Source organism: Actinomadura sp. GC306 (genome assembly GCF_004348665.1).
Taxonomy (GTDB): Bacteria; Actinomycetota; Actinomycetes; order Streptosporangiales; family Streptosporangiaceae; genus Spirillospora.
This window is the reverse complement of record NZ_SMKM01000074.1, coordinates 1-25,583: the sequence shown is the minus strand read 5'-3', so window position 1 is coordinate 25,583 and position 25,583 is coordinate 1. Positions and strand designations below refer to the sequence as shown.

Sequence of the window (25,583 nt, the reverse complement as noted above, 5' to 3'; positions counted from 1 at the left end):
GTGTTGCCCTTATGGAGCGCTCCATAAGGGCAACACGCCGCAAGTCAACGGACCCGGTGGGGGCGGGTTAGGCGGCGGTCAGGGATTTTCCGGCCGGCCAGCGTCTCGGGTCGCGGAGGCCGAACAGGCCGCGGCTCAGGTCGTAGCCCTCGGCGGCCAGCCGCTGCCGGGTGCGCTCCAGCATGTCGCGGGTGGGCTTGGCGAAGGCGTAGTCGTGCACCCGCTCCGGCACCGCGTTCATCGCCAGGCGGAACGACTTCAGCGCCGCCGTCACCGCCGGCTGCGGCACCTCGGGCAGCGCCCCGTACATCGAGCGGGCCCAGTCGGGCAGCGCGTAGTAGCAGAGCGCCCCGAACGGGAAGTAACCCGGCTTGCCGGGCGCGAGGAACTTCAGGTTCTCCGGCATCGTCGGCCACATCAGGAACCGGACGGTCTCCGCCGCCTCCTCCGTGACCCGCAGCCGGGGCCGCATCTCGGCGAAGTACGCCTCCATGTCGGCGACGGTGCCGGGGACGTCCTCGGCGTGCAGCCCGACGAGCTCGGCCGACTTGCGCTGCTCGTCCAGGTACCGGTCGGCCATGGCGTCGGTAAGCGGCAGACCGGCCCGCCGGGCGACCTCCAGGTACGAGTACACCTCGGCGCAGTGCACCCACAGCAGCAGCTCGGGCTGGTCGAGCCGTTCCCTCTTGCCGGTGTCGTGGTTGAGGATGCGCAGGCTCCGGTGGATCTCCCGGACGCGGTAGGCCGCCTGCTCCACCTCCTCCGGGCTGCCGAACGTCCCCAGGCCGACGAAGTCGGAGGTCCGCTGCAGCCGCCCGAAGGGGTCCTCACGGAAGTTGGAGTTCTGCCAGACGCCCCACATCGCCATCGGATGCAGTGCTTGCAGCATCAGGCTGCGCACCCCGCCGACCCACATGGTCCGGTCGAGGTGGACGCGCCAGGTGACGCTTTCGGGCGGCTGGATCGTCGCGGGCATGACACCTCCATGAGACAAACTCCTGTAAGTGTGTCATTACCTTCTCGTGCCCGTGACACCACCCCCGCCCGAACCGCGCGTCACCGCGACTCGGCGAGGACCTTCCGGAGGTGGGCGGCGAAGGGCTCCGGGTCGTCGGCGAAGCCGGTGTGCCCGCCGGGGAACAGCGTCGGCTCGACACTCAGCTCCTCGGCGAGCGCCCGGGAGGCGCGGTCGCACAACTCGCCCGCTGAGTCCGCGCCGATGCCGACCACGATGCGGGACGCGACCGCGCGCAGGGCCGCGAGGTCGGGCTTCCAGTGGACGGTCTCGCGCAGCTCGTGCTCGAACCAGCGGCGCTCGTCGGCGACGTCCTGCGCGGAGCGGTCGCCGCCGAACATGTGCTCCAGCGCCCCCTCCGGGAGGTGGATGTCGCTCAGCTCCATGAACTCGCGCCACGCGCCCATCACGTCGCCGCCCAGGTAGGTGGCGATCATCTCGTCCGTCCGCTTGAAGAGCTCGTCGCGGTCGTCCAGCAGCGTGTCGAGCGGCGGCTCATGGGCGATGACCCTGCGGGCCTGCCCGGGGTGCGCCTGCGCGAACGCGAGGACGGTGCAGGCGCCGCCGCTGGAGCCGAGGACCACGGCCGGCCCGGCGTCCACCTCCGCGATGAGGCGTGACAGGTCGCCGGCCCGCAGCGGCGGGGTCGAGTCCTGCTCCGGGTCGTCGACCGGGCTGCGGCCGATGCCCCGCGGGTCGGTCGTGAGGACGGTGTGGTCGCTCGCGAGCAGGTCGGCGAGCGGCTCGAACGCCCCCGCGCCCATCGGCGCCCCGACCAGCGCCACGAGCGGGCCCCGCCCGCGGACCTCGTAGTGCAGCCGCGCGTCCGGGACGCGAAGGGTCTTGGTGACCGTCATGACTTCCTCCAGGTGCAGTGGATCCGGTCGGGTAGACCCGCCGCCCTGGAAGAAGTCATCGCCGCCCGGGGATCAGCTCGGGGACAGCCCCTTGTAGTACTCGGCCTGCCCCGGGTAGTAGTCGTCGAAGCTCGGTGCGGGCGCGTCCGTCATCGAGGCGACGAGCCGGTCCAGGTAGTACTCCCACCCGGGCCCGGTGGTGGCCGCGTCGGTGTCGGGCTCCAGGTGGTGCAGGAAGGTCAGGGTGGTCACGCCCCCGGCCTCGGCCAGGCGCGCCTCCAGATGCCACCGCCCGTACTCGTCGACGGTCTCGACCTCCAGCCGCCGCGGCGGCTCGCACGCGATGATCGTCATGTCGCTCTCCGGCTGGCCCTCCTCCAGGACGAGCCGGAGGCGCACCTTCGCGCCCGGCCGACCCTCGCCCGACCAGTGGGCGAACCATCGGGCCGTCCGCTCGGGCTCGGTGATGCTCGCCCAGACGTCCTCGATCGGCGCCTTGAACTCGCGCGTCAGTTCCAGATCCGTGCCGGTCGCCGCGGCGATCAGCCTGCCGGTGGGTGTGGGCGTCATCCCGTCCTCCTCGATTCCCTGGGCTCGTCGCCCGTGCCACGCGCGCGGTCGCGTCGCGTGCGGTGGACCTCGGTCTCCAACGCGTCGAGGCGCTGCTCCCAGCCCCGCCGCCGGGCGGCGGCCAGCCACTGCTCGATCTCCCGGAGGGGAGCGTGCTCGACCCGGTAGTGCCGCTCCCGGCCGACGAGCTCGGCCTCGACCAGCCCCGCCTCGCGGAGCACCCGCAGGTGCCGGCTCACGGCCGGGCGGCTGATCTCGGGGAACGCGGCCGCCAGTGCCCCGGCGGTCCGCGGCCCGTCACCGAGCAGCACCACGATCCGCCGCCGCACCGGATCCGCCACGGCATCGAAGACGTCCACGGGAACATGTAACCATCGTGTTACGCGTCTGTCCAGGGCTGGCGCCGATGAGTCATCGAATAGGTCACGCTGCGCTTCAGGGGCCTCTCTCGGTAACGGGTTCGACGGTACGACCGTCGGACACCGCGGAACCCATCGTGCGCCGCGAAACTGATGAAGCCCGGTACGCCTATGGGGCGGGAGCCCGGTAGACCCGGCCGATCAGGGTCGTTCGCCGGCCAGGCCGACGTGAGCGCCGACATCGTCGCCGCGGGCGGCGTTGAGGAGAGCGTCCAGCAGGCCCGGGAACCGGGTCTCGAGGTCGGCGCGGCGCAGCTCGACGTAGCAGCGGGTGCCTTCCTGGCGGGTCCGGGTGACCCCCGCATCGCGCAGGACGCGCAGGTGGTGGCTCAGGGTCGACTTGGCCACCGGCGCGCGGAGCTCGCCCCACCCGCGTTCAGTCCCGTCCGCCAGCACGCGCACCAGGCCGACGCGGATCGGGTCGCTGAGCGCCGCCATCACCGCGATGAGCCCGATCTCGCCGGGTTCGGGATGGCGCGCCTGTCTCATGGCGCCATGCTACCTTGTTCGATGTTCGCCGAACATCGAACAAGGACGGGTATGGATTTCACGGGCAGGACCGTCATCGTCACCGGTGCCGGATCGGGCATCGGGCGCGCCACCGCGCGCCTTTTCGCGGACGCGGGAGCCCGCGTCCTGGGCGTCGGACGGCGCGCGGACGCCCTCAAAGAGACCGCCGCCGGCCACCCCGCGATCGCGGTGCATCCCGGCGACCTGCGCGTCCCCGGTACGGCGCGTGAAGTGACCGACATGGCGATCAGCCGGTGGGGACGTCTCGACGTGCTGGTCAACAACGCCGGAGCCACCAAGATGATGCCCTTGGCGGAGACCACGGCCGAAGGCATCGCGGACCTCTTCGACCTGAACGTCACGGCTCCGAGTCTGCTTTCCAGTGCCGCACTGCCTCACCTACGCCAGGCCAAAGGCACGATCGTCAACGTCTCCAGCACCTACGGCCACCGCCCGCTGCCCGGAGCCGCGCACTACGCCGCCTCTAAGGCCGCGCTCGAACACCTCACCCGGACCTGGGCCGTCGAACTCGCGGCCGAAGGCGTCCGCGTGAACGCCCTGGCCCCCGGCCCGACGGAAAGCGAGGCTCTGACGGCGGCCGGGCTCCCGCAGTCCGCCGTCGACCAGATCAAGCGGGACGAGGCGTCCCGCATCCCCCTCGGCCGCCGAGGCACCCCGGAAGAGGCGGCGACCTGGATCCTCCGTCTCGCCGACCCCGGCACCACCTGGCTGACCGGCCAGATCCTGACTCTCGACGGCGGCCTCGAACTGACCTGACGCACGTCAGGCGCACGATGAGCTACCGGCGACGCCGCGTCGCCCCGCGGCGCGGCCGGGTCACATCGGTTCGTCGCGGATGACGTCCAGGTGCTGCCCCTATCGGACGCTCTGCTGCTCGTCCTTGAGCATGCCGCGGATCTCTTCGCGCAGCTCCGGGTCGTCGGTGTGCCCGTGCACCGATGCCGCGTGCTCAGCGGCGGCGCGGACGACCTCGTCCTCCTCGCCGCTGATGGTCAGCGTGCATCCGGACTCGCTCGGCATCTCCCGGCAGTCGGCCACTTTGCGCATCGTGACTCCCCTCACCGTCACATCGCCAGAAGTGGCCCTTCCATCGTGACATGTGCCCAGGTCAGAGAGAAGCGCGGCGGCCGCCCCCCGGTTAAAGTCCGGTCAAACCGCCTGGCTGCGAGCTTCGACGGTCGAGGGCGCCCTGGTAGTCGAGGAACAGCCAGGCTCGGAAGAACCGGGGGCTAGCGCACTACGCGGTAGCGGAGGTAGGCGACCTTCGAGTTGAACGTGCGGGATTCGAGCAGCTCCAGGTTCACGTGGCGCTTCCGGTGGTCGAAGAAGGGGGTGCCGCCGCCGACCAGCACCGGGGAGACCCTGATCCGGTACTCGTCGATCAGGTCCAGTTCGGCCGCCTCGGCGGCGAGGGTGGCGCCGCCGATCGCGATGTCGCCCTCGCCCGGCTCGGCCCGCAGCCGCTCGATCTCCTCCGCCAGCCCGCCGGACGCCAGGCGGGCGTTGCCCTGCAGCGTCGACAGCGTGGAGGAGAAGACCACCTTCGGCAGCGGGTTCCAGACTTCGATCCACTCGCGCGTCAGGTCGTCGAGTGCCGGCTCCTGCGCGGCGGTCTCCCAGTACAGCATCGTCTCGTAGAGGTGACGGCCCATCAGGTGGACGTCGACCCCCCGGACCTCGTCCATGGCGAGCCGGAAGACCTCCTCGCTCGGCTCCCCCCAATCGAACCCGCCGTCCGGCCCCTTGATGTAGCCGTCGAGCGACATGGTCATCGAATAGGTCACGCTGCGCATCAGGGCCCCTCTCGGTGATGGTCTCGACGGTACGACCGCCGCACACCGCGAAACTCATCGCGACCGGGGTGTTCGGATCTCTAATGCAACCAATGGTTGCGCGGGAAGGCGGCAGGCGTTAGCGTTTCGCGCAACCAAATGTTGCGTATAGCGCAGGGAGAAGACATGGAGTTCGGGAGCATCGAGCGCGAGATCTACGTGGACGCGTCGCCCGAGGTGGTCTTCGAGGTCGTCAGCCGCCCGGAGCACGTCGCGCAGTGGTGGGCGGACGACGCCGACTTCGAAGCCGAGCCCGGCGCCGTGGGGGAGCTCGTCTGGGGCGACAGGGCGGCGGTGCAGCCGATCAGCGTGGTGAAGGCCGATCCGCCGCGGCTGTTCTCGTTCCGCTGGTGTCACTTCGACGGCGAGGTCGACGACTCCGCGGACGCGCTCCTGGTGACCTTCGAGCTGACTCCGTCCGGCACGGGCACGACGATCCGGCTCACCGAGACGGGGTTCCGGGAGATGGGCTGGGAGGCCGCCAAGCTGGAGGAGATGTACCGCGAGCACGTCGCCGGCTGGGACACCTTCGTCCCCCGGCTCGGGGAGTACGTCGCGCGGCTGGTGGCCACGCCGTGACGGCCGACCTCGACGACGACCTGTGGTCCGCGGTCGGGGACCCGACCCGCCGGCGGATGCTCGACCTGCTCCTGGCGGACGGCACCGGTACCGCCACCAGCCTCAGCGAGCGGCTGCCCGTGACGCGGCAGGCCGTCGCGAAGCACCTCGGGGTCCTCGACCGCGTCGGCCTGGTGCACGCGTCGCCCGCCGGACGGGAGAGGAGGTACCGGGTGGACGAGGCGCAACTCGCCCGCGCGGTCGCCCAGCTGTCATCGGTGGGGGCGGCATGGGACGCCAGGCTGCAGCGCATCAAGCGGATCGCCGAGTCGATCCAGCGCACCAGGGATCAGCACGGAGCACAACAGTGAGAAGAGGGAGCTGAAATGGCGGACATTCTGCACAGGGTGGGGATCAGGTCGTCGGCCGGCGAGGTCTACCGGGCCTTGACCGGCGTCGATGGGCTCGCCGACTGGTGGACGGCCGACACGCGAGGCGAGGGTGACGAGGTCGGTGGCGTACTCCGGTTCCGCTTCGGAGCCGGCGGGTTCGACATGAAGGTCCTCGAACTGGTCCCGGGCAAGCGCGTGCTCTGGGAGGTCGTCGACGGACCCGAGGAATGGCTGGGCACCCACGTCGCCTGGGACCTCAGCGAGGCCGAGGAGTACACCGTCGTCCTGTTCAGGCACGAAGGCTGGAAGGAGCCGGTGGAGTTCATGCACCACTGCAGCACCAAGTGGGCGGTCTACCTGCTGAGCCTCAAGTCGCTGATCGAGACCGGCAAGGGCGCGCCGGACCCCCACGACATCAAGATCGACAACTGGAACTGACGCCCACCGGACCCCGCCGCCCCGCGGTGGGCCGCCGCTTTCAGGCGGGGGTCTGCTCCGTCTCGTGCCAGAAGGTGCGGAGGGCGGCGGCGGTGGTCTCCGGGGCCTCCCATGCGGGGGAGTGGGCGGCGCCGGGGATGACGACCTTGGACGCGTTGAGCCGCTCGGCCATCGCGGCCTGGGCGTCGGGCTGCCAGGCGTCGTCGTCCTCGCCGTAGAGGACGAGGACGCGCAGGTTCGCGCCGGCGCAGTGCTTGGCGAGGTCGTCGACGCGGTCCGGGGCGGTGAGGATCTCGTTGGCCATGCAGACCAGGCCCGTCTCGGAGTTGCCGAGGGTGCGGGCCTTGATGAAGGCGATGATCTCCGCCTGGATGCCCTTGCCGGTGTAGTCGGGTTCGAGCGCGATCTGCCAGATGGTCTCCATCCCGAGTTCGGGGATGGCGTCGCGCAGGGCCTTGGCGCGGTCGGCGGTCGGGCCGGTGACGGCGGCGGGACCCGAGCTCATCAGTGTGAACGACGCGGGGCGGACGCGGCCGGCGAGCACGGCCTCGCGGCAGACCAGGCCGCCGAACGAGTGGGCGACGAGATGCGCCGGGTCGGGGCCGAGGGCCTCCAGCAGGGACGTGATGTCCTCGCCGAGCGCGGCCCGGGTGTAGGCGGACGGGTCGTCCGGGCCGATGGACTCGTACTGGCCGCGCATGTCGATCGACACGACCCGGCGGCCGGACGCGGCGAGCGTCTGCAGGACCGCGAGGAAGTCCTCCTTGCTGCCGGTGAGGCCGGGCACGAGGAGGGCGGGCGGTCGTTCCGGCACACCGGACCCCGGCAGGGCCTCCAGGGCGGCGAACGAGCCTCGGGAGGTCTCGATGTTCGTCCGGCGGACGCCGGGGGGCAAGGTCAGGAACCGGGGCGTGCTCACAGGGGACCACCATACTAAATCGGCGACAACGGACACCCGTGAAAAACCTTCGGTGTTGACGCGCTCCCCGGCGTGAATGCCGGAGATTCGGCCTGTGCCGCGTCTTTCGGGGCGGCACTTCCGTGGCTTCCTGCTTCACCGGGCTGTGCCCCTTTGACCGGAGTCGGGGGTCTTACCTGCCCTCCACAGGCGTTTAGGGTCTCCGCCTCCCCCAGGCACCCCGGGGGTTTCCGTCCAGCGGCGACCAGGAGGCCTCACCCGGGGGCGATGCGGCGTCCCTCGGTCAGGATGTTGCGGGCGGCGTTGACGTCGCGGTCATGCTCGGCCCCGCACTCGGTGCAGGTCCAGGCGCGGACGTGCAGGGGTTTGGGGCCGTCGCTGTGCCCGCACCCCGAGCACAGCTGCGAGGACGGGAACGCCCGGCCCACCCGCGCGAACCTCCGCCCGTACCTGGCCGTCTTGTACTCCAGCATCGCGGTGAACGCCGACCAGCCCGCGTCGTGCACCGACTTGGCCAGGCGGGTGCGCGCCAGTCCCTTCACGTTCAGCGTCTCCACGTAAACCGCTTGGTTTTCGCGGACCAGCATGGTGGAGAGCTGGTGGTGGAACTCGCGGCGCGCGTCGGCGACCCCGGCGTGGGCGCGGGCGAGGTTCAGGCGTGCCTTGTCACGGTTGGTCGATCCCCTCTGCTTGCGCGACAGCGCCTGCTGCGCTTTGCGGAGCTTTTTTTCGGCGCGGCGCAGGAACCTGGGTGAGGTGATCTTGCGTCCGTCGGAGGTGACGGCGAAGTGCTCCAGCCCCAGGTCGATCCCCACCTCGGCCGTGGTGTCGGGCGGGTCCTGGACATCGCCGGTCTCCACGACGAACGAGGCGAAGTACCGCCCGGCGGTGTCCCTGACCACGGTCACGGTGGACGGCGTGCACGGCAGCCGCCGCGACCACTTCACCTTCACCTCGCCGATCTTGGGCAGTGCGAGCTTTCCGCCTTCGGTGATCTGCCAGCGGGCGTTGGCGGTGAACCGGATCGATTGGCGGGCGTCCTTGCGGGACTTGAACCGCGGCGCCCCCATCCGGGGGCGTTTACCGGCCAGGCCGTCGAAGAACGCCCGGTAGGCGCCCTCCAGATCGCGCAGCGACTGCTGCAAGACCACCGCCGACACCTCACCCAACCACGCACGCTCGGGCGTCTTCTTCGCCGCCGTCATCGCCGCCGACAGCTCGGCCGCCTTGACGAACGGCAGACCTGCCTGGTGGGCGGCCTGCCGCGCCGCCAGGGCGTCGTTGAACACCACCCGCGCGCACCCGAACGCCCGGGCGAGGGACTGGTGCTGCCCGGCGGTGGGGTAAACGCGGAAGGAGTACCTGAGCTGCACCCGCGAAATCTAGCATTGGTGTATGGCCGAGTATGGGGATATCAGGACAGGCAGGCACTGCGTTTTCGTGCTCCACGCACATTTGGTTTTTGTGACCAAGTTTCGGCATCGGGTCTTCACCGGCCCGCCTGAAACCGGTGAACGCCTGACCGCCCGAGAGGCGATCCGGCTATCCCTGTCCCGCTCCGCAGGAGGTCGGCTTCACCCCACCCTGAAGGACCGGAGCACTGCCGACGAAACTGGTAGCGTCGGCAGGGTGCGTCCGAAGCCTGCCATCTCCGCGCACCGCCGGGACGAGGCCGGGCTGACCGGCCTGTCCATGGCCGTCGAGTCCGGTGCGGAGTACGTGGAAATCGACATCCGGCGGACGGGCGACGGCCGCCTCGTCGTCCACCACGACGCCGACCTCGCCGGGCTGCCGCTGAACCGGCTCACCTACGACCGGGTGCAGGAGCTCGCGCCGCGGCCCGTCCCGCTCGCCGGCGAGGCCATGAAGATCATCGGGGAGCGGGCGCAGGGGCACCTCGACCTCAAGGAGCGCGGCGCCGAGCTGGAGACGGTCGAGCTGGCCGTCGAGGCGTTCGGGCCCGAGCGCTTCGTCGTCACCACCCGCGAGGTGCTGTCGCTTGTGCAGATCAAGCGGGCCTTCCCCGAGGTGCGGACGGCGCTGTCGGTGGGGCGCAACCTGTGGGAGCGCGGCGTCGCGCACGACTTCGCGCCGCTGCGCCTGATCCGCAAGGCGGGCGCCGACATGGTCGCCGTCAACCACCGGCTGGCCCGCGTCGGCGTGCTGCGCCAGTGCGGGCGCGCGGGGATCCCCGCCATGGTGTGGACGGTCAACGCCGAACCGGTGATGCGGCGGTTCCTCGACGACCCGCGCGTGGCGGTCCTGGTCACCGACCACCCCGACGTCGCGTTGCGGCTCCGGGACGGCCGGTCCTGACCGACCGCGACTCGACCGCGAGACCGGCGGGAGGCCCCGCGGTTCGAGTCGGATGTGAACTAGGCGCTCTGTGACGCCTCGGTCGTGCCCGCGGCCGGCTTGCCGGCGCGGGTGCGGCGCCGGTTCCGGCTGCGCTTGCGCTCGGTCGCCACGGCGTCGACGACGTTGTCGTCCGCGCCGCCGCTCCCGGCCGCCGGAGCGCCGCCCTTGGCCTCGCCCGCCTCGACGGGCTTGCCGCCGCGGGTGCGGGTGCGGTCGCGCTTGCGGCGGCGCGGCCGGGGACGCTCCCGGTCGTGGCCGCGGTCGCGGTCACCGCCGCGGTCGCCGCTGCGGTTGCGTCCGGTCTCGCCGATGTCCTCCAGCTCCTCGGCGGCCAGCCCGGCGCGGTCGTGCCGCTTGTCCTTCGGCAGCCGGCCCTTCGTGCCCTCGGGGATGCCGAGGACGGAGAAGAAGTGCGGGGACGTGGAGTAGGTCTCCTCCGGCGCGGCGAACGGCAGATCGAGCGTGCTGTTGATCAGCTTCCACCGGGTCAGGTCGTTCCAGTCGACGAACGTGACCGCGACGCCCTCCTTGCCCGCGCGCCCGGTCCGGCCGATGCGGTGGACGTAGGTGTCGGCGCTGTCGGGGCACTCGTAGTTGACGACGTGCGTGACGTCGTCGACGTCGAGGCCGCGGGCGGCGACGTCGGTGGCGACGAGGACGCCGATCTTGCCGCTGCGGAACGCGCGCAGCGCCCGCTCGCGCTGGCTCTGCCCGAGATCGCCGTGGACGGCGGCCGCGTCGAAGCCCCGCTGCACCAGGTCGGCGGCGACCCGGTCGCAGGCCCGCTTGGTCTGGCAGAAGATCATCGTCAGCCCGCGTCCCTCGGCCTGCAGGAGACGCGCCACCATTTCGGGCTTGTCCATCTGGTGGGCCTGGAACACGTGCTGGACGACCTGCGGCGTCGCGTCCGACTCGGTGTGCGACTCGGCCCGGACGTTGGTCGGCCGGGTCAGGTAGGCGCGCGACAGCGCGACGATCTCGCCCGGCATGGTCGCGGAGAACATCATCGTCTGCCGCTTGGCCGGGATCCGCTCGATGATCCGCTCGATGTCCGGCAGGAAGCCGAGGTCGAGCATCCGGTCGGCCTCGTCCAGCACCAGGATCTCGATCTGCGAGAGGTCGAGGTGCTTCTGCTTGACGAGGTCGAGGAGGCGGCCCGGGGTGCCGACGACGACGTCGACGCCCTCCCGGAGCGCGTCGATCTGCGGCTCGTACGCCCGGCCGCCGTAGACGGACAGCACGCGGCTGCCGAGCTTGCCGCCGGCGACCAGCAGGTCGTCGGTCACCTGGAGGGCCAGCTCCCGGGTCGGCGCCACGACGAGCGCGCGCGGAGCGCGGCCGCCGTGCTCGATGCGCTGCAGCAGCGCCGCACCGAACGCGAGTGTCTTGCCGGTGCCCGTGCGGGCCTGGCCGATGATGTCGTGGCCGCCCAGCGCGATCGGCAGGGCGAGCTCCTGGATGGGGAACGCTTCTACGATGCCCTCTGCTTCAAGGGCGTCTGCTATCTCGGGGACGACCCCGAGTTCACGAAAGGTAGTCAGGGCTTTCAGCCTCCAATATGCGGGGTCTCCGCTCCCAGGTGCGGCGCCATGCGGCGGGCGCCACCGCGGGGGATGCCCGCCCAGCGTCTGCCATGGCCGCGCGCTCGCGCGGGAGGGACCAGCCGTTGCTCAAAATTCGTCGGCGACCGCAGTCAGGGGTTGAAAGCAGTCACACATCGTGGCTGCGTGCGGTCACACTCCGCGACGCAGTGTACCGACCGTCCGTTGCATACACCAATAGCCGATCACGGGATCCAACGCGACCGCTGTTCCCGTTATTCCGCGGCCCGCCGGCCAGCGGGCGCCGAATGTCCGCCGCGCCGGGGCGGAGCGGCCCGGCCGTCCCGCCGAAGGGGATACCGGCACGGCCACATCCGGACAATCCCGCGGCGGGGACGCGGGAAGCCCCCGCCCGTGCGGGCGGGGGCTTCCTGCCGTTCATGTCGCCGTGCTCCTCAGGGGGTCAGTAGGAGCGGCGGCCGGTGCGGCGTCCGCTGCCGCCCCGCGAGTTCAGCGTGGTGAGCGCCACCACCCCGATGGCCGCGATCACCAGCGCGAACACGATGGCGACGAGGGTGCCCGCGCCGAGGGCGTCCGCGATGACCCCGCCGAGGACGGCGCCCGCGATCCCGACGAGGATCGTGAGCAGAATGCCGATCGGATTGCGGCCGGGGACGAGCAGCCGCGCCAGGGCTCCGACGACGGCACCGACGACGATGAACCAGAGAATCGTCGTGAGCATATCGATCATCCATTCCTTTCGTGGGCCGGGGGCCCGTGGTCGGAAAGCGATATGCCCTTCCTGCCGGTTTCAAACAAAATGCAGGTCAAATCTTGCCGCGCGGCCCCGGCGGGCGGTCACGCGTACTGCGAGCCGAACCCCACATTGCGCTGCTCGTCCTCGGAGATCTCCAGGTAGCCGACGCGTTCGGCGGGAACGACGACCCGCCCGGCGCGGCGGTCCTGGAGGGCGAGGATGCCGCCCGGCCGGGACAGCGCGTCCGCCAGCGCGTCCTGGATCTCGTCGGCGGACTGCGCGGTGTCGACCACGAGCTCCTTCGCCACGTTCTGCACACCGATGCGCACCTGCACGCGATGCTCCCGTCGTCGGTCACGTCCCGCCGCCGGCCGGCGGGCCCTCCCACGATGGTCGCACGGAGATCACCGGCACCGCCCGCACTCCCGGTTCACCCAGCGTGAAACGGGAGTGCGGGCGCCGTGACCGGCGGGCGCGTCAGCCGGGCTCGCCGCTCATCGGGAAGCCGGAGATGCCGCGCCAGGCGAGCCGGGCGATGATCTTCTCGGCGGTGTCCTTGGGGATGGCCCGGTGCTGCGACAGCCAGTAGCGGGCGCTGACCTCCGCCATGCCGACGAGGCCCATCCCGAGCAGGTACGCCTCGTCGCCGGGGGCGTTGGTGTCCTCGGCGATGACCTGGGCGATCATCTCGGCGCACTGCTGGTTGGCGCGGTCGACGCGCGCCCGCACGGGCGCGACGTTGCGCAGGTCGGACTCGAAGACGAGGCGGTACGCCTCGCCGTCGCCGGCCACGAAGGTGTAGAACGCCTGCATGCTCGCCTGCACGCGCATCTTGTTGTCCGTGGTGGACTCGAGGGCCTCGCGGACGATCTTCACGAGGGCCTCGGCGTGCTCGTCCAGCAGGGCCAGGTACAGCTCCAGCTTGCCCGGGAAGTGCTGGTAGAGCACGGGCTTGCTGACGCCTGCGCGCTCGGCGATCTCGTCCATCGCCGCCGCGTGGTACCCCTGCGCGACGAACACCTCCTGGGCCGCGCCGAGCAGTTGCCTGCGGCGCGCCAGTCGCGGCAGCCTCGTGCCGCGGGGGCGTGCGTCCGGGGTCGCGGTCACCACACTCTCCGATCAACGATCGTTGCGGCGGACGGGCTCCCCTCCGCCGCGCGGGAACAATCTCATCATCCTACGCGCGAGTAACTCCGCCGGTCACGGCCGAAGCACGCGGACGTGCCCTCAGGCGGGCCTTCACGCAGGTCAGTGTATTTAGGGCTGGGACGCCGGGCACCCTCATCGGGCCGCCCGGCGGGGTGTCACCGGTAGTCGTCCTCGTCGAGCGGCACCTCGACCCGCTGCTCGACGGCGTCCGCCTCGTTGACGTCGTCCGGGACCCGGGCGGACCAGTCCCGCGCGCCCTCCTCGTCGCCGACCGCGGTGCGCTGCTCGGCGGCGTCGGCCTCACTGGCCTCGGTCACCTCGCCGCCCGCGTCGTCGTCGCCGGGGCCGGTGAGCGCCGGGTCGAGGTCGTCGGTCTCGCTCATCACACGTCCTCCTCATCGGGCCCGCCTCGCGGGGGGCCTGCTCACAGGTGCGCCGCCAGTTCGCGGAGCGGCTTCTCGACGGACTCGCCGTAGGTCGGGAACGCGTGGACGACGTCGGTGAGCACGCTCAGCGGCGTCTCCGCGCGGATGGCCAGCGTGATCTCGCCCATCCACTCCCCGGCGTCGAGACCGGCCGCGGCGGCGCCGACCAGCAGGCCCCGCGACCGGTCGGCGTACAGTTCGACGCGGCCCCGTTCGTCGGCCTCGACCGCCGCCCGGACCGTCGCGGCGAGGTCGTACCCGGCGGTGTGCAGGTCTATGCCGAGTTCCCCGGCCCGCCTGGGCGACACGCCGACCGCGTAGACGGCGGGCGTGGTGTGGACGACGCGGGGGATCGCGCGGTAGTCGGTCTCCCGGCGCCGCCCGAGGAGGTTGGCCAGCACCACCCGCGCCTGGTAGCGCGCCGCGTGCGCGGTGGAGGCGATCCCGGTGACGTCCCCGGCGGCCCAGACCCCGCCGGTCCAGCCGTCGGTCCGGCTGCCGGTCCGGCCGTCGTCCGGCTCGCACGGGACCCGGCACGTCTCGTCCACCGGGAGCCCGCCGCCCGGGGTGATCGCGACGCAGAGGTTCTCCAGGCCGAGGCCGGCCACCCGGGGGCGGCGCCCGGCGGCGACGAGGACGCGGTCGGCGTCGACCGTCCCGCCGTCCGACAGCCACAGCCGCAGCCCGGGGTCCTTGCGCCCGGCGTGCCCGACGGCGGCGCCGAGCCGCAGGTCGACGCCCGTCCGGCGCAGCGCGTCGGCGAGCACCTCCCCGGCGAACGGCGCCTCGGCGGCCAGCAGCCGCCCGGACGCCTCGACGAGCGACACCTGCGAGCCGAACGACGCGTACACCTGCGCCAGCTCGCAGCCGGCCGGGCCGCCGCCGAGGATCGCCAGCCGGCGGGGCAGGTCGGGCACCGACAGGGCCTCGTCGGTCGTCCACAGCGGGACGTCGGCGAGGCCGTCGACGTCCGGGACGACCGGCTCGCCGCCGGTGCAGACGACGAGGTCGGTGAAGCCGTACGCGGTGCCGTCGACCTCGATCCGCCCCGGCTCGGTGACCTGGCCCCGGCCGCGCAGGACGGTCACGCCCGCCTCGGCCAGCCGTGCGACGGCGGGGTCGTCGCGGCGGTGCCCGGCGAGCGCGTCGCGCCGGGCGAGCGCCGCCTCCCATGTCTCGCCGCGCCGTGCCGACTGCAGCAGCGACTTCGACGGTACGCACGCGACGTACGGTGACGCCCCGCCGACCAGGTGCTTCTCGACGAGCGCGACGTCGCGGCCCGCGCGGGCGAGCCCGGACGCCACCAGCTCGCCCGCGGTCCCCCCGCCCAGCACCACGGCGTCGTAGTGGTGGTTGTGCGCCAACTCCCCGGCCTCCCGCCCCGTGTGGTGTCCCCTGGACCATGGTGACGGAATCCGGCGCCGGAGAGTGCCGAATCGAACACATAGGGCATGCGAGATGCCCGCGAGATCAGGGGAGGGGAGGCCGGTCCTCCGCCAGCAGGGGCTTCAGGAGGTCGCCGTGCTCCGTGACTCGGGCGAGGACGTCGTCCGGCCCGAACACCAGGGCGGCGGCGTCGTCGCAGGACTCCAGCTCGTCCCAGGTGATGGGCGTGGACACCGACGGGCGCTCCGCCGCGCGCAGCGAGTACGGGGCGACGGTCGTCTTTGCGGGGTTGTTCTGGCTCCAGTCCACGAAGATCTTGCCCTTGCGCAGCCGCTTCTCCATCTTCGCCACGACCAGCTTCGGATGCTCCTCGGCGAGGCGCTGCGCGGCGGCCTTGGCGTACTCGGACGTCCGTTCGGCCTTGCCCGGCTCCTTGATCGGGACGTACAGGTGCAGCCCCTTCTTGCCGCTCGTCTTGGGGTACGACTCCAGGCCGTCCTCGGCGAGCACGTCGCGCAGCAGCGCCGCGACCTCGCACGCCTCCACGATCGTGGCGGGCGGGCCGGGGTCCAGGTCGAAGACGACGAGGTCGGGGGTGTGCACCTTGCCGCGCGGCCCGACCTTCCACTGCGGGATGTGCAGCTCCAGCGCGGCGAGGTTGGCGCACCACACGAGCGTGGGCAGGTCGTCCACGACGACGAAGTCGAGGGTGTCGCGCCCGGTGGAGCTGCCGGGGGTGGGGATCGTGGCCGTCCGCACCCAGTCCGGCGTGTGGGACGGCGCGTTCTTCTCGAAGAACCTGCCGCCGTCCACGCCGTCCGGCCACCGGATGCGGGTCGCGGCGCGGTCCTGCAGGTGCGGGAGCATCACGGGGGCTATGCGGGCGTAGTAGTCGATGACCTCGCCCTTGGTGAACTCGGGGAAGAGGTTCTTGCCGAGGTTGGAGAGCGACACCTGCCGGCCGTCGACGTCGACGGTCGTCCGTTCACTCGCCACGGGTGCTCCAGGGCTCACTGCTCACTGGTGACCTCCAGGGGGTCCTTGTCGTCGCGGAGGCCGCGCCAGGACGGAAAGCGGAGGCGGCCGTCCCGGGTGCGGGCGCTGTAGGCGACCTCCCCGACCAGCCGGGGCTCAACCCATTGGGCGTCACGGGCGAACTCGCGCGGGACGGGGTCGTCGTAAGGGCTGGTGGGGCGGCGCAGCGGCCACAGGATGTCGTACAGCTCGTCGAGGGCGCGGTCGCTGAAGCCGGTGCCGACGTGGCCCACGAAACCCAGGAGGCCCTTGACGTCGTACTCGCCGAGCAGCAGCGACCCCACGCCGCCTTCCCGCCGTCCCTTGCCGGGCTTCCAGCCGCAGATGACGACCTCGCGCGTCATGAAGTTCTTGACCTTGAGCCAGTAGTCGACGCGGCGGCCCGGACGGTAGGGCGAGTCGAGCCGCTTGGCGAGCAGCCCCTCAAGGTGCTGCTCGCGGGTGAAGGCGAGCAGTTCGTCCACCTGCGCGGTGTCGCCGCCGTGCAGGTATGGGGGCACCTCCACGGGGCCGGTCCCGGCCAGGTCGAGGTCGTCGAGGAGTGTGCGGCGTTCCACGTACGGCATGTCGTACAGGACGTGCCCGTCGAGGAACAGGACGTCGAAGCACACGTACCGGACGGGCACCTCACGGATCAGCCTGGGGTCGGGGTGCGCGACGTGCATGCGGCGCTGCAGTCGTTCGAAGCTGGGCCGCCCGTCCTGGAAGGCGACGACCTCCCCGTCCAGGACGACGTCGTGGCTGGGGAGGAGGTCGGCCAGGGCGGACAGTTCGGGGTAGCGGCTCGTCACCTCGCCGCCGCGCCGCCCGGTGGCGCGGACGCCGTCGGCGGAGACGTGCGCCAGGACGCGGACGCCGTCCCACTTCAGCTCCAGCCCCCACTGCTCGCCGTCGGAGGGGAGTTCCCCGGTGGCGGCCATCATCGGCTCAACGGGCCACGGCATGGTCATAACGCCGTCCTACCCGGTCCCGCGCCGCAGCAAAGGATCACGATCGCGTTCTGGCGCGAATCCGCTGGTGTTGCGACGCTGGGAGCGTGGTACGTGCTGGGTCGCGATCTGGTGGGTAAGGACTGGTCATGCGCAGTATCTGGAAGGGCGCCATCTCGTTCGGGCTGGTGACGATCCCCGTGAAGCTGTACTCGGCGACCGAGCAGCGAGATGTCCGCTTCCACCAGGTGCACCGCGAGGACGGCGGGCGCATCAAGTACAAGCGGGTCTGCACCGTCGACGGCGAGGAGGTCCCGTACGCGGACATCGCCAAGGGGTACGAGCTGCCGAGCGGCGAGATGGTCATCCTGACCGACGAGGACTTCGCCGACCTGCCGCTGTCGTCCAGCCGGCGCATCGACGTCCTGCAGTTCGTGGAGGCGGCGGAGGTCGACCCGATCTACTTCGCCAAGTCCTACTACCTGGAGCCCGACGCGCAGGGCGCCAAGCCGTACGTGCTGCTGCGCGACGCGCTGGAGAGCTCCGGCCAGGTCGCCATCGTCAAGATCGCGATCCGGCAGCGGGAGTCGCTGGCGACGCTGCGGGTCCGGGAGGGCGTGTTCGTCCTGGAGACGATGCTGTGGCCGGACGAGGTCCGCACCCCCGACTTCCCGTTCCTGGACGAGGACATCGAGGTCCGCAAGCAGGAGCTGACGATGGCGACGTCGCTGATCGAGTCGATGGAGGCGGAGTTCGACCCGGACGAGCACAAGGACGCCTACCGGGAGGCGCTGCAGGCGGTCATCGACGCGAAGGTGGAGGGCCGCGAGGTGGCGCGGCCCCCCGAGGAGGCCGACGAGGAGCCCGCCGCCGACCTGCTCAGCGCGCTGCGCGCGAGCGTCGAGGCCGCCAAGAAGAGCCGGGGCGAGAAGGACGGCAAGGCCGCGTCCGGGAAGGGCGCGGCGGACAAGAAGCCCGCCTCGCGCAAGTCGTCGTCCGCGAAGTCGGGCCAGAAGAAGGAGCCGGCGAAGAGCCGGACCCGCAAGTCCGCCTGAGCCCCGCCGGCCGCGGCCGGGCCGCCGGTCACCGGCATGGTGCGCCACCGGCGGAACGGCGCTGTGCGCCCGGTCGAATGACGTTCGGTCTTCCGGTGGGCGAGGGAGGTCACAAGCGGTTCGCCTGCATTGGGGGCACCGTTTCGGCCGCCGTCCGGACCGCGGGGGAGGGGCGGCCCTCGCGGACGCCGTACCGGCGGTAGAGCCCGGCGAGCGGCCCCGGCGCCCACCAGTTCGCCCGGCCCATCAGGCGCATCATGGCCGGGACGAGCAGCGCGCGGACGATCGTCGCGTCCAGCAGGATCGCGATGGCCATCCCCGCCCCGACCATCTTGATCGAGGTGATGCCGGACGTGGCGAACGCGCCGATGACGACGATGAACAGCAGCGCGGCGCTGGTGATGACGGCGCCGGTGCGCTCGACGCCCGCGGCGACGGCCGCGGTGTTGTCGCCGGTCAGGTCGTACTCCTCGCGGACGCGCGACAGCAGGAACACCTCGTAGTCCATCGAGATGCCGAACAGGATGACGAGCATGAGGATCGGCATGGCCGGGGCGATGGAGCCCGTCGGGGTGAAGTCGAGCAGGCCGGACAGGTGCCCGTCCTGGAAGATCAGCACGACGGCGCCGAACGTGGCCGACAGCGACAGCATGTTCATCACGATCGCCTTCAGCGGCAGGAGCACCGACCCGAACGCCAGGAACAGCAGCACGAACGTCGCGGTCCCGACGAGCAGCGCGAGCCAGGGCAGCGTGCTCCCGAGGCCGGCCACCTCGTCCACGAGCCCGGCGGTGGGGCCGCCGACGTGGACCTGCGCGCCCGCGGGCGGCGGGACGTCCCGGACGTCCCGCACCAGGTCGCGGGCCGTGCCGGAGTACGGGTCGGCGTCGAAGCGGAGCGCGATGCGGGTCGTGTCGCCCTCGGCGCCGGTCACGGCCGCGTCGGCGGCGCCGGGGAGCGCGGCGAGGCGGTCCCCGTACGCGCCGATCGCGGCGCGGTCGGACGTGCCGGTGACGACCGCCTCGATCGGGCCCGTGGCGTTGCGCGCGAACCGGGTGTCGAGGGCCTCGGCGACGGACCGGGCCTCGGCGCCCTCCGGCAGCGCCGTGGCGTCGATCGCGCCCCACTCGATGCGCAGGAACGGGGCGCCGAGCGCGAGCAGCAGCGCCACGGTGGCGGTCGCGTAGAGGACGGGACGGCGCATGACGCTGCGGGCGACGCGGCCCCACCAGCCGCGGGACGGCCGGCGTCCGCGCCGCCGGATCGGCAGGGCGTTCACCTTCGGCCCGAGCGCGCCGAGCAGCGCGGGCAGGACGGTCAGCGCCCCCGCCATGCAGACGAGCACGGTCGCGATGCCGCCGTAGCCCATGGAGACGAGGAACTGCTGGTCGAACAGCAGGAGCCCGGACAGCGAGACCGCGACCGTGATCCCGGAGACGGCGACGGTCCGGCCGGCGGTGGCCATCGTCACGGCCACGGCGTCCTCGATGGAGGTGCCGTCCCGGCCGAGTTCCTCGCGGAAGCGGCTGACCACGAACAGGCCGTAGTCGATCGCGAGCCCGAGGCCGAGGAAGGACGAGATGTTCACCGCGAAGCCGGACACGTCGGTCGCGTAGGTGAGCGCGTGCAGGGCGGTGAACGAGCCGAGGATCGCCAGCCCGCCGACGAGCAGCGGCAGCGTCGCCGCGACCAGGCCACCGAAGATCAGCACGAGCAGGACGAGCAGCACCGGGATCGCGATGGCCTCGGCGCGCACGATGTCCGAGGCCACGCGGTCGTCGATGGCCGCCGCGGTGCCGACCGGCCCGCCGACCTCGGCGGTGAGCCCGCCGCCCACGCCGGTCAGCGCGCCGCGGACCGCCCGGTAGGACTCCTTCTTCGCGGCCTCCCCGGACCCGGCGAGTTCGAGGACGGCATAGGTGGCGGTGCGGTCCTCGCTGACGAACTGCGGCGCCCGCGTGGTCCAGTAGGTGCTGGACGCGGTGACCCTGTCGGGCGGGAGGGCGGCGAGCGCCTGCTCGACCGAGGCGCGGTAGGCGGGATCGTCGACGGTGGTGCCGCCCTCGTAGAGGACCACGACGTCCGCCGCGTCCCGTCCGAGGTCGCGCTCGGCGATCTGCGCGGCCTGTGCGCTCTCGCTGCCGGGCGTGTCGAAGCCGCCGGCCGAGGACAGCGCCCCGAACACGCCCGTGCCCCACACGCCGGCGAAGACGAGCGCGGCCCCCGCGGCCGCGAGGACCCAGCGCCGCCGCCGGTGCACCCACCGGCCCCACCGATCGAGCATCGTCGTCGTCCCCCGCCCGCCACGACTCTCTCAAATGGCCATCTAGCAGGGTAAATTACGCAGAGTGCTGGTTTGTGTATGAAGCAGGCTCCGGGTCCTGTCGCGCGGGGGAGTCGCCCTCGCGGATCCCGTACCGGCGGTAGAGGCCGGCGAGCGGCCCCGGCGCCCACCAGTTCGCCCGGCCCATCAGGCGCATCATGGCCGGGACGAGCAGCCCCCGGACGACCGTCGCGTCCAGCACGATCGCGATGACCATGCCGACGCCGACCATCTTGATGAACGAGATCCCGGACGTGGCGAACGCGCCGATGACGACGATGAACAGCAGCGCGGCGCTGGTGATGATCGCCCCGGTGCGCTGCACGCCGGCCGCGACCGCGGCCGTGTTGTCGCCGGTCAGGTCGTACTGCTCGCGGACGCGCGACAGCAGGAACACCTCGTAGTCCATCGAGATCCCGAACAGCATCGCCAGCATCAGGATCGGCATGGCGGGCGCGATCGAGCCGGTGGCGGTGAAGCCGAGCAGGCCCGACAGGTGCCCGTCCTGGAAGATCAGCACGACGGCGCCGAACGTGGCCGACAGCGACAGCATGTTCATCACGATCGCCTTCAGCGGCAGCAGGACCGAGCCGAAGGCCAGGAACAGCAGCACGAACGTCGCGCCGCCGACGAGGAGCGCCAGCCAGGGCATCGTGGCGCCGATGTCGTCCAGCGAGTCGACGACCTCGGCGGTGGGGCCGCCGACGTGGACCTGCGCGCCCGCGGGCGGCGGGACGTCGCGGACCGCCCGGACGAGGTCGCGTGCGGTCCCGGAGTTCGGGTCGGCCCCGTAGGTCAGCGCGATCCGGGCCGTGGTGCCCGCGGCGCCGGTGACGGTCGCGTCCGCCGCGCCGGGCAGCGAGGCCAGGCGGTCCCCGTACGCCTGGATCGCGGCCCGGTCGGACGTGCCGGTCACGACCGCCTCGATCGGGCTCGTCGCGTTGCCCGGGAAGCGGGCCTCCAGCGTCTCGGCGACGACCCTGGCCTCTGCGCCCTCCGGCATGACCTTGGCGTCCATGCCGCCCCAGTTGATGCCGAGGAAGGGGGCGCCGAGCGCGAGCAGGAGCGCCACGGTGGCGGTCGCGTAGAGGACCGGGCGGCGCATGACGCTGCGGGCGACGCGTCCCCACCAGCCGCGGGACGGCCGGCGTCCGCGCCGCCGGATCGGCAGGGCGTTCACCTTCGGGCCGAGGACGGCGAGCAGCGCGGGCAGGACGGTCAGCGCCCCCACCATGCAGACGAGCACGGTCGCGATGCCGCCGTACCCCATGGACACGAGGAACTGCTGGTCGAAGAGCAGGAGTCCGGACAGCGAGACCGCGACCGTGACGCCGGAGACGGCGACGGTCCGCCCGGCGGTGGCCATCGTCGCCGCCAGGGCGTCCTCGGTCGACCGGCCGTCCCGCGCCAGCTCCTCGCGGAACCGGCTGACCATGAACAACCCGTAGTCGATCGCGAGTCCGAGACCCAGGAACGTCGTGATATTCACCGCGAAGATCGACACGTCCGTCACGTACGTCAGCGCGTGCAGGGCGGTGAACGAGCCGAGGATCGCCAGCCCGCCGACGAGCAGCGGCATGCTCGCCGACACCAGGCCCCCGAAGATCAGCACGAGCAGGACGAGCAGCACCGGGATCGCCATGGCCTCGGCCCGGCCGATGTCGGCGGAGACCCGCCCGTTGACCGCGGTCTCCGTGCCGACCGGCCCGCCGACCTTGGCGGTGAGGCCGCCGCCGACCCGGCTCAGGTCGTCCTCGACGGCCTCGTAGGCGGCCTGCCGGGCGTCCTGGTCGGCGCCCGCGAGTTCGAGGACCGCGTAGGTCGCCCGGCGGTCGTCGCTGATCAGCCGGGGTGCCCGGGTCGTCCAGTACGTGGTGACCTCGGCGACCTTGTCCCGCGGAAGAGCGGTAAGCGCCTGCTCGACCGCCGTCCGGTAGGCGGGGTCCTCGACGGTCATGGCGCCTTCGTAGAGGATCACCACGTCCGCCGCGTCCCGTCCCAGGTCGCGTTCGGCGATCTCCGTCGCCTTGGCGCTCTCGCTGCCCGGTGTGTCGAAACCGCCGGCCGAGGACAGCGCCCCGAACACGCCCGTGCCCCACACGCCGGCGAAGACGAGCGCGGCCGCCGCGACCGCGAGCACCCACGTGCGCCGCCGGTGCACCCACCGGCCCCACCGATCCAACATGGTCGTCTCCCTGCTCGGTAACGTCCACTAACTTCAGTGAACGCCGTTAACTGCGAACAGCGTTAACTATGCATACGGTGTTAGCTTCCGTCAAGGGGGTATATCGGGAATCATGCGGGGACGGCCCGCATGCGACCGGGCCCCGGACGGGACCCCGAACCGGGAGGAGGGCGGCGAAGTGCAGACACGGCGCGAGCGGCTGCGCGCGGCGACGGTCCGGGAGATCTCCGAGACCGCCCGCCGGATCCTCGTCGAGGAGGGGCCGGAGGCGGTGACGCTCCGCGCCATCGCCCGGGAGATGGGGATGACCGCGCCGGCCCTCTACCGCTACTTCGGCAGCCACGGCGAGCTGCTGCGGCACCTGGTCGGCGACCTGTTCACGGAGCTGACCGACGAGCTGTACGCCGCGGCCGGGACAGTCGCGCCCGGCGACCTCAGCGGCAGGTTCCTGGTGGTGGCCCGCCGGTTCCGCCGCTGGGCCCTGGCGAACCCCCGCGAGTACGGCCTGCTGTTCGGCTCGCCCGTGCGCGGCCGCCACGAGCACGAGGACATCGACTTCGCCGAGGAGGCCGCCCGCAGGTTCGGCGGGACCTTCATGGCCCTGTTCCTGGAGTTGTGGAACAGGCAGCCGTTCCCCGTCGTGCCCGACGACGAGATCGACCCCGCCCTGCGCTCGCAACTGGCGCGGTACCGTGCCGAGGTCGGCGTGGACCTCCCGCTGGGGGTGATCCAGACGTACCTCAAGTGCTGGGTCAGGCTTCAGGGCGGCGTCAGCCTGGACGTCTTCGGCCACCTGGAGTTCGCGCTGACCGACGCCGAGCCCCTGTTCGAGCTGATGCTCTCCGAACTGGCCCCCGAGATCGGCCTGACCTACACCCCGCCGCGCCGCGACGCCTGACCGACCGGGAGTACTTCGTGATCACCTGGCGCCGAGTCACCGAGGACGACTTTCCGCTGCTCGGCCAATGGCTGCGGCAGCCGCACGTGGCTCGCTGGTGGAACCACGAGACCTCGCCCGAGGCCGTCGCCCGCGACTTCGGCCCCGCCGCCCGCCGCGAGGAGCCCTCCGAGGACTGGCTGGCCCTGCTGGACGGGCGGCCGTTCGGCCTCGTCCAGCGCTGCCGCCTGGCCGACTATCCCGAGTACATCGCCGAGCTGTCCGCCGTGCTGACGGTCCCGCCCGGCGCGGCGACCATCGACTACCTGATCGGCGATCCGGACCTGACCGGGCAGGGCCTCGGGCCGCGCATGATCCGGGCCATGGTCGACCGGACCTGGCAGGACTACCCGGACGCGACCTGCGTCATCGTCCCGGTCGTGGCGGCGAACCGCGCGTCGTGGCGGGCCTTGGAGAAGGCCGGCCTGACCCGCGTGGCCGAAGGCGACCTGGAGCCGGACAACCCGGTCGACGACCCCGCCCACGTCGTCTACCGCGTCGACCGGCCATGACGAAGGCCCCCGGAGATCCAGGGGCCTTCGGTCGTCTTCGGGTGGGTTCGGCGGGTCAGTAGGACGGCTGGCTGGGGTCGATCTGCTTGACCCAGGCCAGGACGCCGCCGCCCACGTGGACCGCGTCGGCGAAGCCGGCGTTCTTCACGACGGCCAGGGCCTCGGCGGAGCGCACCCCGGACTTGCAGTGCAGGACGATCTTCTTGTCCTGCGGCAGCTTCTCCAGGGCGGAGCCGTTGAGGAACTCGCCCTTCGGGATCAGCGTCGCGCCCGGGATCGAGACGATCTCGTACTCGTTGGGCTCGCGGACGTCCACCAGGAAGATGTCGTCGCCGCCGTCCTGCATGGACTTGAGGTCGGTGACGGTGATGGTGGAGTCCTGGGCGGCCTCGGCGGCCTCGTCGGAGACCGCGCCGCAGAACGCCTCGTAGTCGTCCAGCAGCTCGGTCTGCGTCGGGTTCTTGCCGCACAGCGGGCACTCGGGGTCCTTGCGGACCTTGACCGAGCGGTACGTCATCTCCAGCGCGTCGTAGATCATCAGGCGGCCGACGAGCGGCTCGCCGATGCCGGTGAGCAGCTTGATGGCCTCGTTCACCTGGATCGAGCCGATCGAGGAGCACAGCACGCCGAGGACGCCGCCCTCCGCGCAGGACGGGACCATGCCGGGCGGCGGGGGCTCGGGGTAGAGGCAGCGGTAGCAGGGGCCGTGCTCGGCCCAGAAGACCGACGCCTGGCCGTCGAAGCGGTAGATGGACCCCCACACGTACGGCTTGCCCAGCAGGACGGCCGCGTCGTTCACCATGTAGCGGGTCGCGAAGTTGTCGGTGCCGTCGAGGATCAGGTCGTAGCCGGAGAAGATCTCCATGACGTTGTCGTTGTCGAGCGCGGTGTCGTGCACGACCACGTCGATCAGCGGGTTGATCTCGCGGACGGTCTCCGCGGCGGACTCGACCTTCGGCTTGCCGAGCGACGACTGCCGGTGGATGATCTGCCGCTGCAGGTTCGACTCGTCGACGACGTCGAAGTCGATGACGCCGAGGGTGCCGACGCCCGCGGCGGCGAGGTACAGCAGGGCGGGGGAGCCGAGCCCGCCGGCCCCCACGACCAGGACCTTGGAGTTCTTCAGTCGCTTCTGCCCGGACATGCCCACGTCGGGGATGATCAGGTGTCGCGAGTAGCGGTTGACCTCGTCGCGGGTGAGCTCCGCTGCGGGCTCGACCAGAGGTGGCAACGACACGGTGGGTGCTCCTGTGCTGACGTACGGCTGAGGTAGGGCGGGGACGTCATCGTCCTCATCCCGCACAACCTTGCCATGTGCCGCCGCATTCCCGGGCGGCGGCGCCGCCGCTGGACGCGGGTAGAGGCCCTCCTCACCCCGATGTAAGGCGGAATGTCGCGAAGCACAGTTAATCTTGGCTGTTGTGGCATTCCTGCCTCCCTCCCAGCATCCGCCCCCGCCG

Annotated in this window: 28 protein-coding genes and 1 pseudogene; 9 read left to right on the top strand and 20 right to left on the bottom strand. The window is 71.7% G+C overall.

What is annotated here, in order from left to right; genetic code table 11:
• Positions 1-67 precede the first annotated feature (67 nt).
• From E1200_RS13485 to E1200_RS13465, 5 genes are all read right to left on the bottom strand, one after another.
• Entirely contained in the window at positions 68-976 is a 909-nt protein-coding gene (locus E1200_RS13485; RefSeq protein ID WP_131952218.1) for an oxygenase MpaB family protein, read from the bottom strand.
• 80 nt (positions 977-1,056) lie between these two features.
• Positions 1,057-1,872, bottom strand: a complete 816-nt coding sequence (locus E1200_RS13480) for an alpha/beta hydrolase (protein ID WP_131952217.1) — start codon at positions 1,870-1,872, stop codon at positions 1,057-1,059.
• 72 nt (positions 1,873-1,944) lie between these two features.
• A complete protein-coding gene (locus tag E1200_RS13475; protein WP_131952216.1) occupies positions 1,945-2,442 on the bottom strand; it encodes an SRPBCC family protein in 498 nt (165 codons plus the stop codon).
• On the bottom strand, positions 2,439-2,801 hold the full coding sequence (locus E1200_RS13470; RefSeq protein ID WP_131952215.1) for a metalloregulator ArsR/SmtB family transcription factor: 363 nt from the start codon (positions 2,799-2,801) through the stop codon (positions 2,439-2,441). The genes E1200_RS13475 and E1200_RS13470 overlap by 4 nt, the downstream gene beginning before the upstream one ends.
• 201 nt (positions 2,802-3,002) lie before the next feature.
• Positions 3,003-3,350: a helix-turn-helix domain-containing protein gene (locus tag E1200_RS13465; protein ID WP_131952214.1), complete on the bottom strand. Its 348-nt coding sequence runs from the start codon at positions 3,348-3,350 to the stop codon at positions 3,003-3,005.
• 51 nt (positions 3,351-3,401) lie between these two features.
• Between E1200_RS13465 and E1200_RS13460 the strand changes: the two genes are divergently transcribed.
• A complete protein-coding gene (locus E1200_RS13460; protein ID WP_243708537.1) occupies positions 3,402-4,148 on the top strand; it encodes an SDR family oxidoreductase in 747 nt (248 codons plus the stop codon).
• Positions 4,149-4,247: 99 nt separating this feature from the next.
• Here the strand turns inward: E1200_RS13460 and E1200_RS13455 are convergent, their stop codons facing one another.
• Entirely contained in the window at positions 4,248-4,439 is a 192-nt protein-coding gene (locus E1200_RS13455; RefSeq protein WP_131952212.1) for a DUF1059 domain-containing protein, read from the bottom strand.
• Positions 4,440-4,621: 182 nt separating this feature from the next.
• On the bottom strand, positions 4,622-5,185 hold the full coding sequence (locus tag E1200_RS13450) for a dihydrofolate reductase family protein (RefSeq protein ID WP_131952211.1): 564 nt from the start codon (positions 5,183-5,185) through the stop codon (positions 4,622-4,624).
• A gap of 165 nt (positions 5,186-5,350) precedes the next feature.
• On the opposite strand from E1200_RS13450, the gene E1200_RS13445 reads away from it, so the two are divergent.
• The 3 genes from E1200_RS13445 to E1200_RS13435 are packed head-to-tail and all read left to right on the top strand — an operon-like array spanning position 5,351 to position 6,612.
• Positions 5,351-5,803: an SRPBCC family protein gene (locus tag E1200_RS13445; RefSeq protein WP_131952210.1), complete on the top strand. Its 453-nt coding sequence runs from the start codon at positions 5,351-5,353 to the stop codon at positions 5,801-5,803.
• Positions 5,800-6,153 carry a winged helix-turn-helix domain-containing protein gene (locus E1200_RS13440; protein ID WP_131952209.1) on the top strand — a complete coding sequence of 118 codons (354 nt, stop codon included), beginning with the start codon at positions 5,800-5,802 and terminating at the stop codon, positions 6,151-6,153. The genes E1200_RS13445 and E1200_RS13440 overlap by 4 nt, the downstream gene beginning before the upstream one ends.
• Before the next feature lie 15 nt (positions 6,154-6,168).
• Positions 6,169-6,612, top strand: coding sequence for an SRPBCC domain-containing protein (locus E1200_RS13435; protein ID WP_131952208.1), 444 nt, complete (start codon positions 6,169-6,171; stop codon positions 6,610-6,612).
• A 40-nt stretch (positions 6,613-6,652) separates the two neighbouring features.
• Here the strand turns inward: E1200_RS13435 and E1200_RS13430 are convergent, their stop codons facing one another.
• On the bottom strand, positions 6,653-7,531 hold the full coding sequence (locus tag E1200_RS13430) for an alpha/beta hydrolase (RefSeq protein ID WP_131952207.1): 879 nt from the start codon (positions 7,529-7,531) through the stop codon (positions 6,653-6,655).
• 254 nt (positions 7,532-7,785) lie between these two features.
• Entirely contained in the window at positions 7,786-8,904 is a 1,119-nt protein-coding gene (locus E1200_RS13425; protein WP_131952206.1) for an RNA-guided endonuclease TnpB family protein, read from the bottom strand.
• Between the two features lie 22 nt (positions 8,905-8,926).
• On the opposite strand from E1200_RS13425, the pseudogene E1200_RS34785 reads away from it, so the two are divergent.
• Positions 8,927-9,028: pseudogene (locus tag E1200_RS34785) on the top strand (IS200/IS605 family transposase); the annotation flags it as partial.
• 132 nt (positions 9,029-9,160) lie between these two features.
• Entirely contained in the window at positions 9,161-9,847 is a 687-nt protein-coding gene (locus tag E1200_RS13415) for a glycerophosphodiester phosphodiesterase (protein WP_131952220.1), read from the top strand.
• A gap of 59 nt (positions 9,848-9,906) precedes the next feature.
• Here E1200_RS13415 and E1200_RS13410 read toward each other — a convergent pair whose 3' ends face one another.
• The 8 genes from E1200_RS13410 to ligD (E1200_RS13375) all read right to left on the bottom strand — a co-directional run bounded on the left by E1200_RS13410 (position 9,907) and on the right by ligD (E1200_RS13375) (position 17,132).
• A complete protein-coding gene (locus E1200_RS13410; RefSeq protein WP_243708538.1) occupies positions 9,907-11,394 on the bottom strand; it encodes a DEAD/DEAH box helicase in 1,488 nt (495 codons plus the stop codon).
• 499 nt (positions 11,395-11,893) lie between these two features.
• Entirely contained in the window at positions 11,894-12,172 is a 279-nt protein-coding gene (locus E1200_RS13405; RefSeq protein WP_131952204.1) for a GlsB/YeaQ/YmgE family stress response membrane protein, read from the bottom strand.
• 116 nt (positions 12,173-12,288) lie between these two features.
• A complete protein-coding gene (locus E1200_RS13400) occupies positions 12,289-12,522 on the bottom strand; it encodes a DUF3107 domain-containing protein (RefSeq protein ID WP_131952203.1) in 234 nt (77 codons plus the stop codon).
• Positions 12,523-12,664: 142 nt separating this feature from the next.
• Positions 12,665-13,294, bottom strand: a complete 630-nt coding sequence (locus tag E1200_RS13395; protein WP_131952202.1) for a TetR/AcrR family transcriptional regulator — start codon at positions 13,292-13,294, stop codon at positions 12,665-12,667.
• A 197-nt stretch (positions 13,295-13,491) separates the two neighbouring features.
• Positions 13,492-13,719, bottom strand: coding sequence for a hypothetical protein (locus tag E1200_RS13390; protein WP_131952201.1), 228 nt, complete (start codon positions 13,717-13,719; stop codon positions 13,492-13,494).
• Between the two features lie 41 nt (positions 13,720-13,760).
• Positions 13,761-15,125, bottom strand: a complete 1,365-nt coding sequence (locus E1200_RS13385) for an NAD(P)/FAD-dependent oxidoreductase (RefSeq protein WP_243708536.1) — start codon at positions 15,123-15,125, stop codon at positions 13,761-13,763.
• Between the two features lie 106 nt (positions 15,126-15,231).
• The gene (ligD, locus tag E1200_RS13380; RefSeq protein WP_131952200.1) at positions 15,232-16,143 is read right to left on the bottom strand and encodes a non-homologous end-joining DNA ligase; all 912 of its coding nucleotides are present in this window, start codon (positions 16,141-16,143) and stop codon (positions 15,232-15,234) included.
• A 14-nt stretch (positions 16,144-16,157) separates the two neighbouring features.
• On the bottom strand, positions 16,158-17,132 hold the full coding sequence (gene ligD, locus E1200_RS13375; protein WP_131952199.1) for a non-homologous end-joining DNA ligase: 975 nt from the start codon (positions 17,130-17,132) through the stop codon (positions 16,158-16,160).
• 128 nt (positions 17,133-17,260) lie between these two features.
• Here ligD (E1200_RS13375) and E1200_RS13370 point away from each other — a divergent pair, with 128 nt between their 5' ends.
• A complete protein-coding gene (locus E1200_RS13370) occupies positions 17,261-18,166 on the top strand; it encodes a Ku protein (protein ID WP_131952198.1) in 906 nt (301 codons plus the stop codon).
• A gap of 109 nt (positions 18,167-18,275) precedes the next feature.
• Here the strand turns inward: E1200_RS13370 and E1200_RS13365 are convergent, their stop codons facing one another.
• Both E1200_RS13365 and E1200_RS13360 read right to left on the bottom strand, forming a co-directional pair.
• A complete protein-coding gene (locus tag E1200_RS13365) occupies positions 18,276-20,450 on the bottom strand; it encodes an MMPL family transporter (RefSeq protein ID WP_131952197.1) in 2,175 nt (724 codons plus the stop codon).
• A 55-nt stretch (positions 20,451-20,505) separates the two neighbouring features.
• The gene (locus tag E1200_RS13360; RefSeq protein ID WP_131952196.1) at positions 20,506-22,674 is read right to left on the bottom strand and encodes an MMPL family transporter; all 2,169 of its coding nucleotides are present in this window, start codon (positions 22,672-22,674) and stop codon (positions 20,506-20,508) included.
• 178 nt (positions 22,675-22,852) lie between these two features.
• Here E1200_RS13360 and E1200_RS13355 point away from each other — a divergent pair, with 178 nt between their 5' ends.
• On the top strand, positions 22,853-23,572 hold the full coding sequence (locus E1200_RS13355) for a TetR/AcrR family transcriptional regulator (protein WP_165950304.1): 720 nt from the start codon (positions 22,853-22,855) through the stop codon (positions 23,570-23,572).
• 17 nt (positions 23,573-23,589) lie between these two features.
• Positions 23,590-24,123 (top strand): GNAT family N-acetyltransferase, encoded by a 534-nt coding sequence (locus E1200_RS13350; RefSeq protein WP_131952194.1) that lies wholly within the window; start codon positions 23,590-23,592, stop codon positions 24,121-24,123.
• Positions 24,124-24,178: 55 nt separating this feature from the next.
• On the opposite strand, the gene moeZ is transcribed toward E1200_RS13350, so the two are convergent.
• The gene (moeZ, locus tag E1200_RS13345; protein WP_131952193.1) at positions 24,179-25,360 is read right to left on the bottom strand and encodes an adenylyltransferase/sulfurtransferase MoeZ; all 1,182 of its coding nucleotides are present in this window, start codon (positions 25,358-25,360) and stop codon (positions 24,179-24,181) included.
• Between the last annotated feature and the right edge of the window lie 223 nt (positions 25,361-25,583).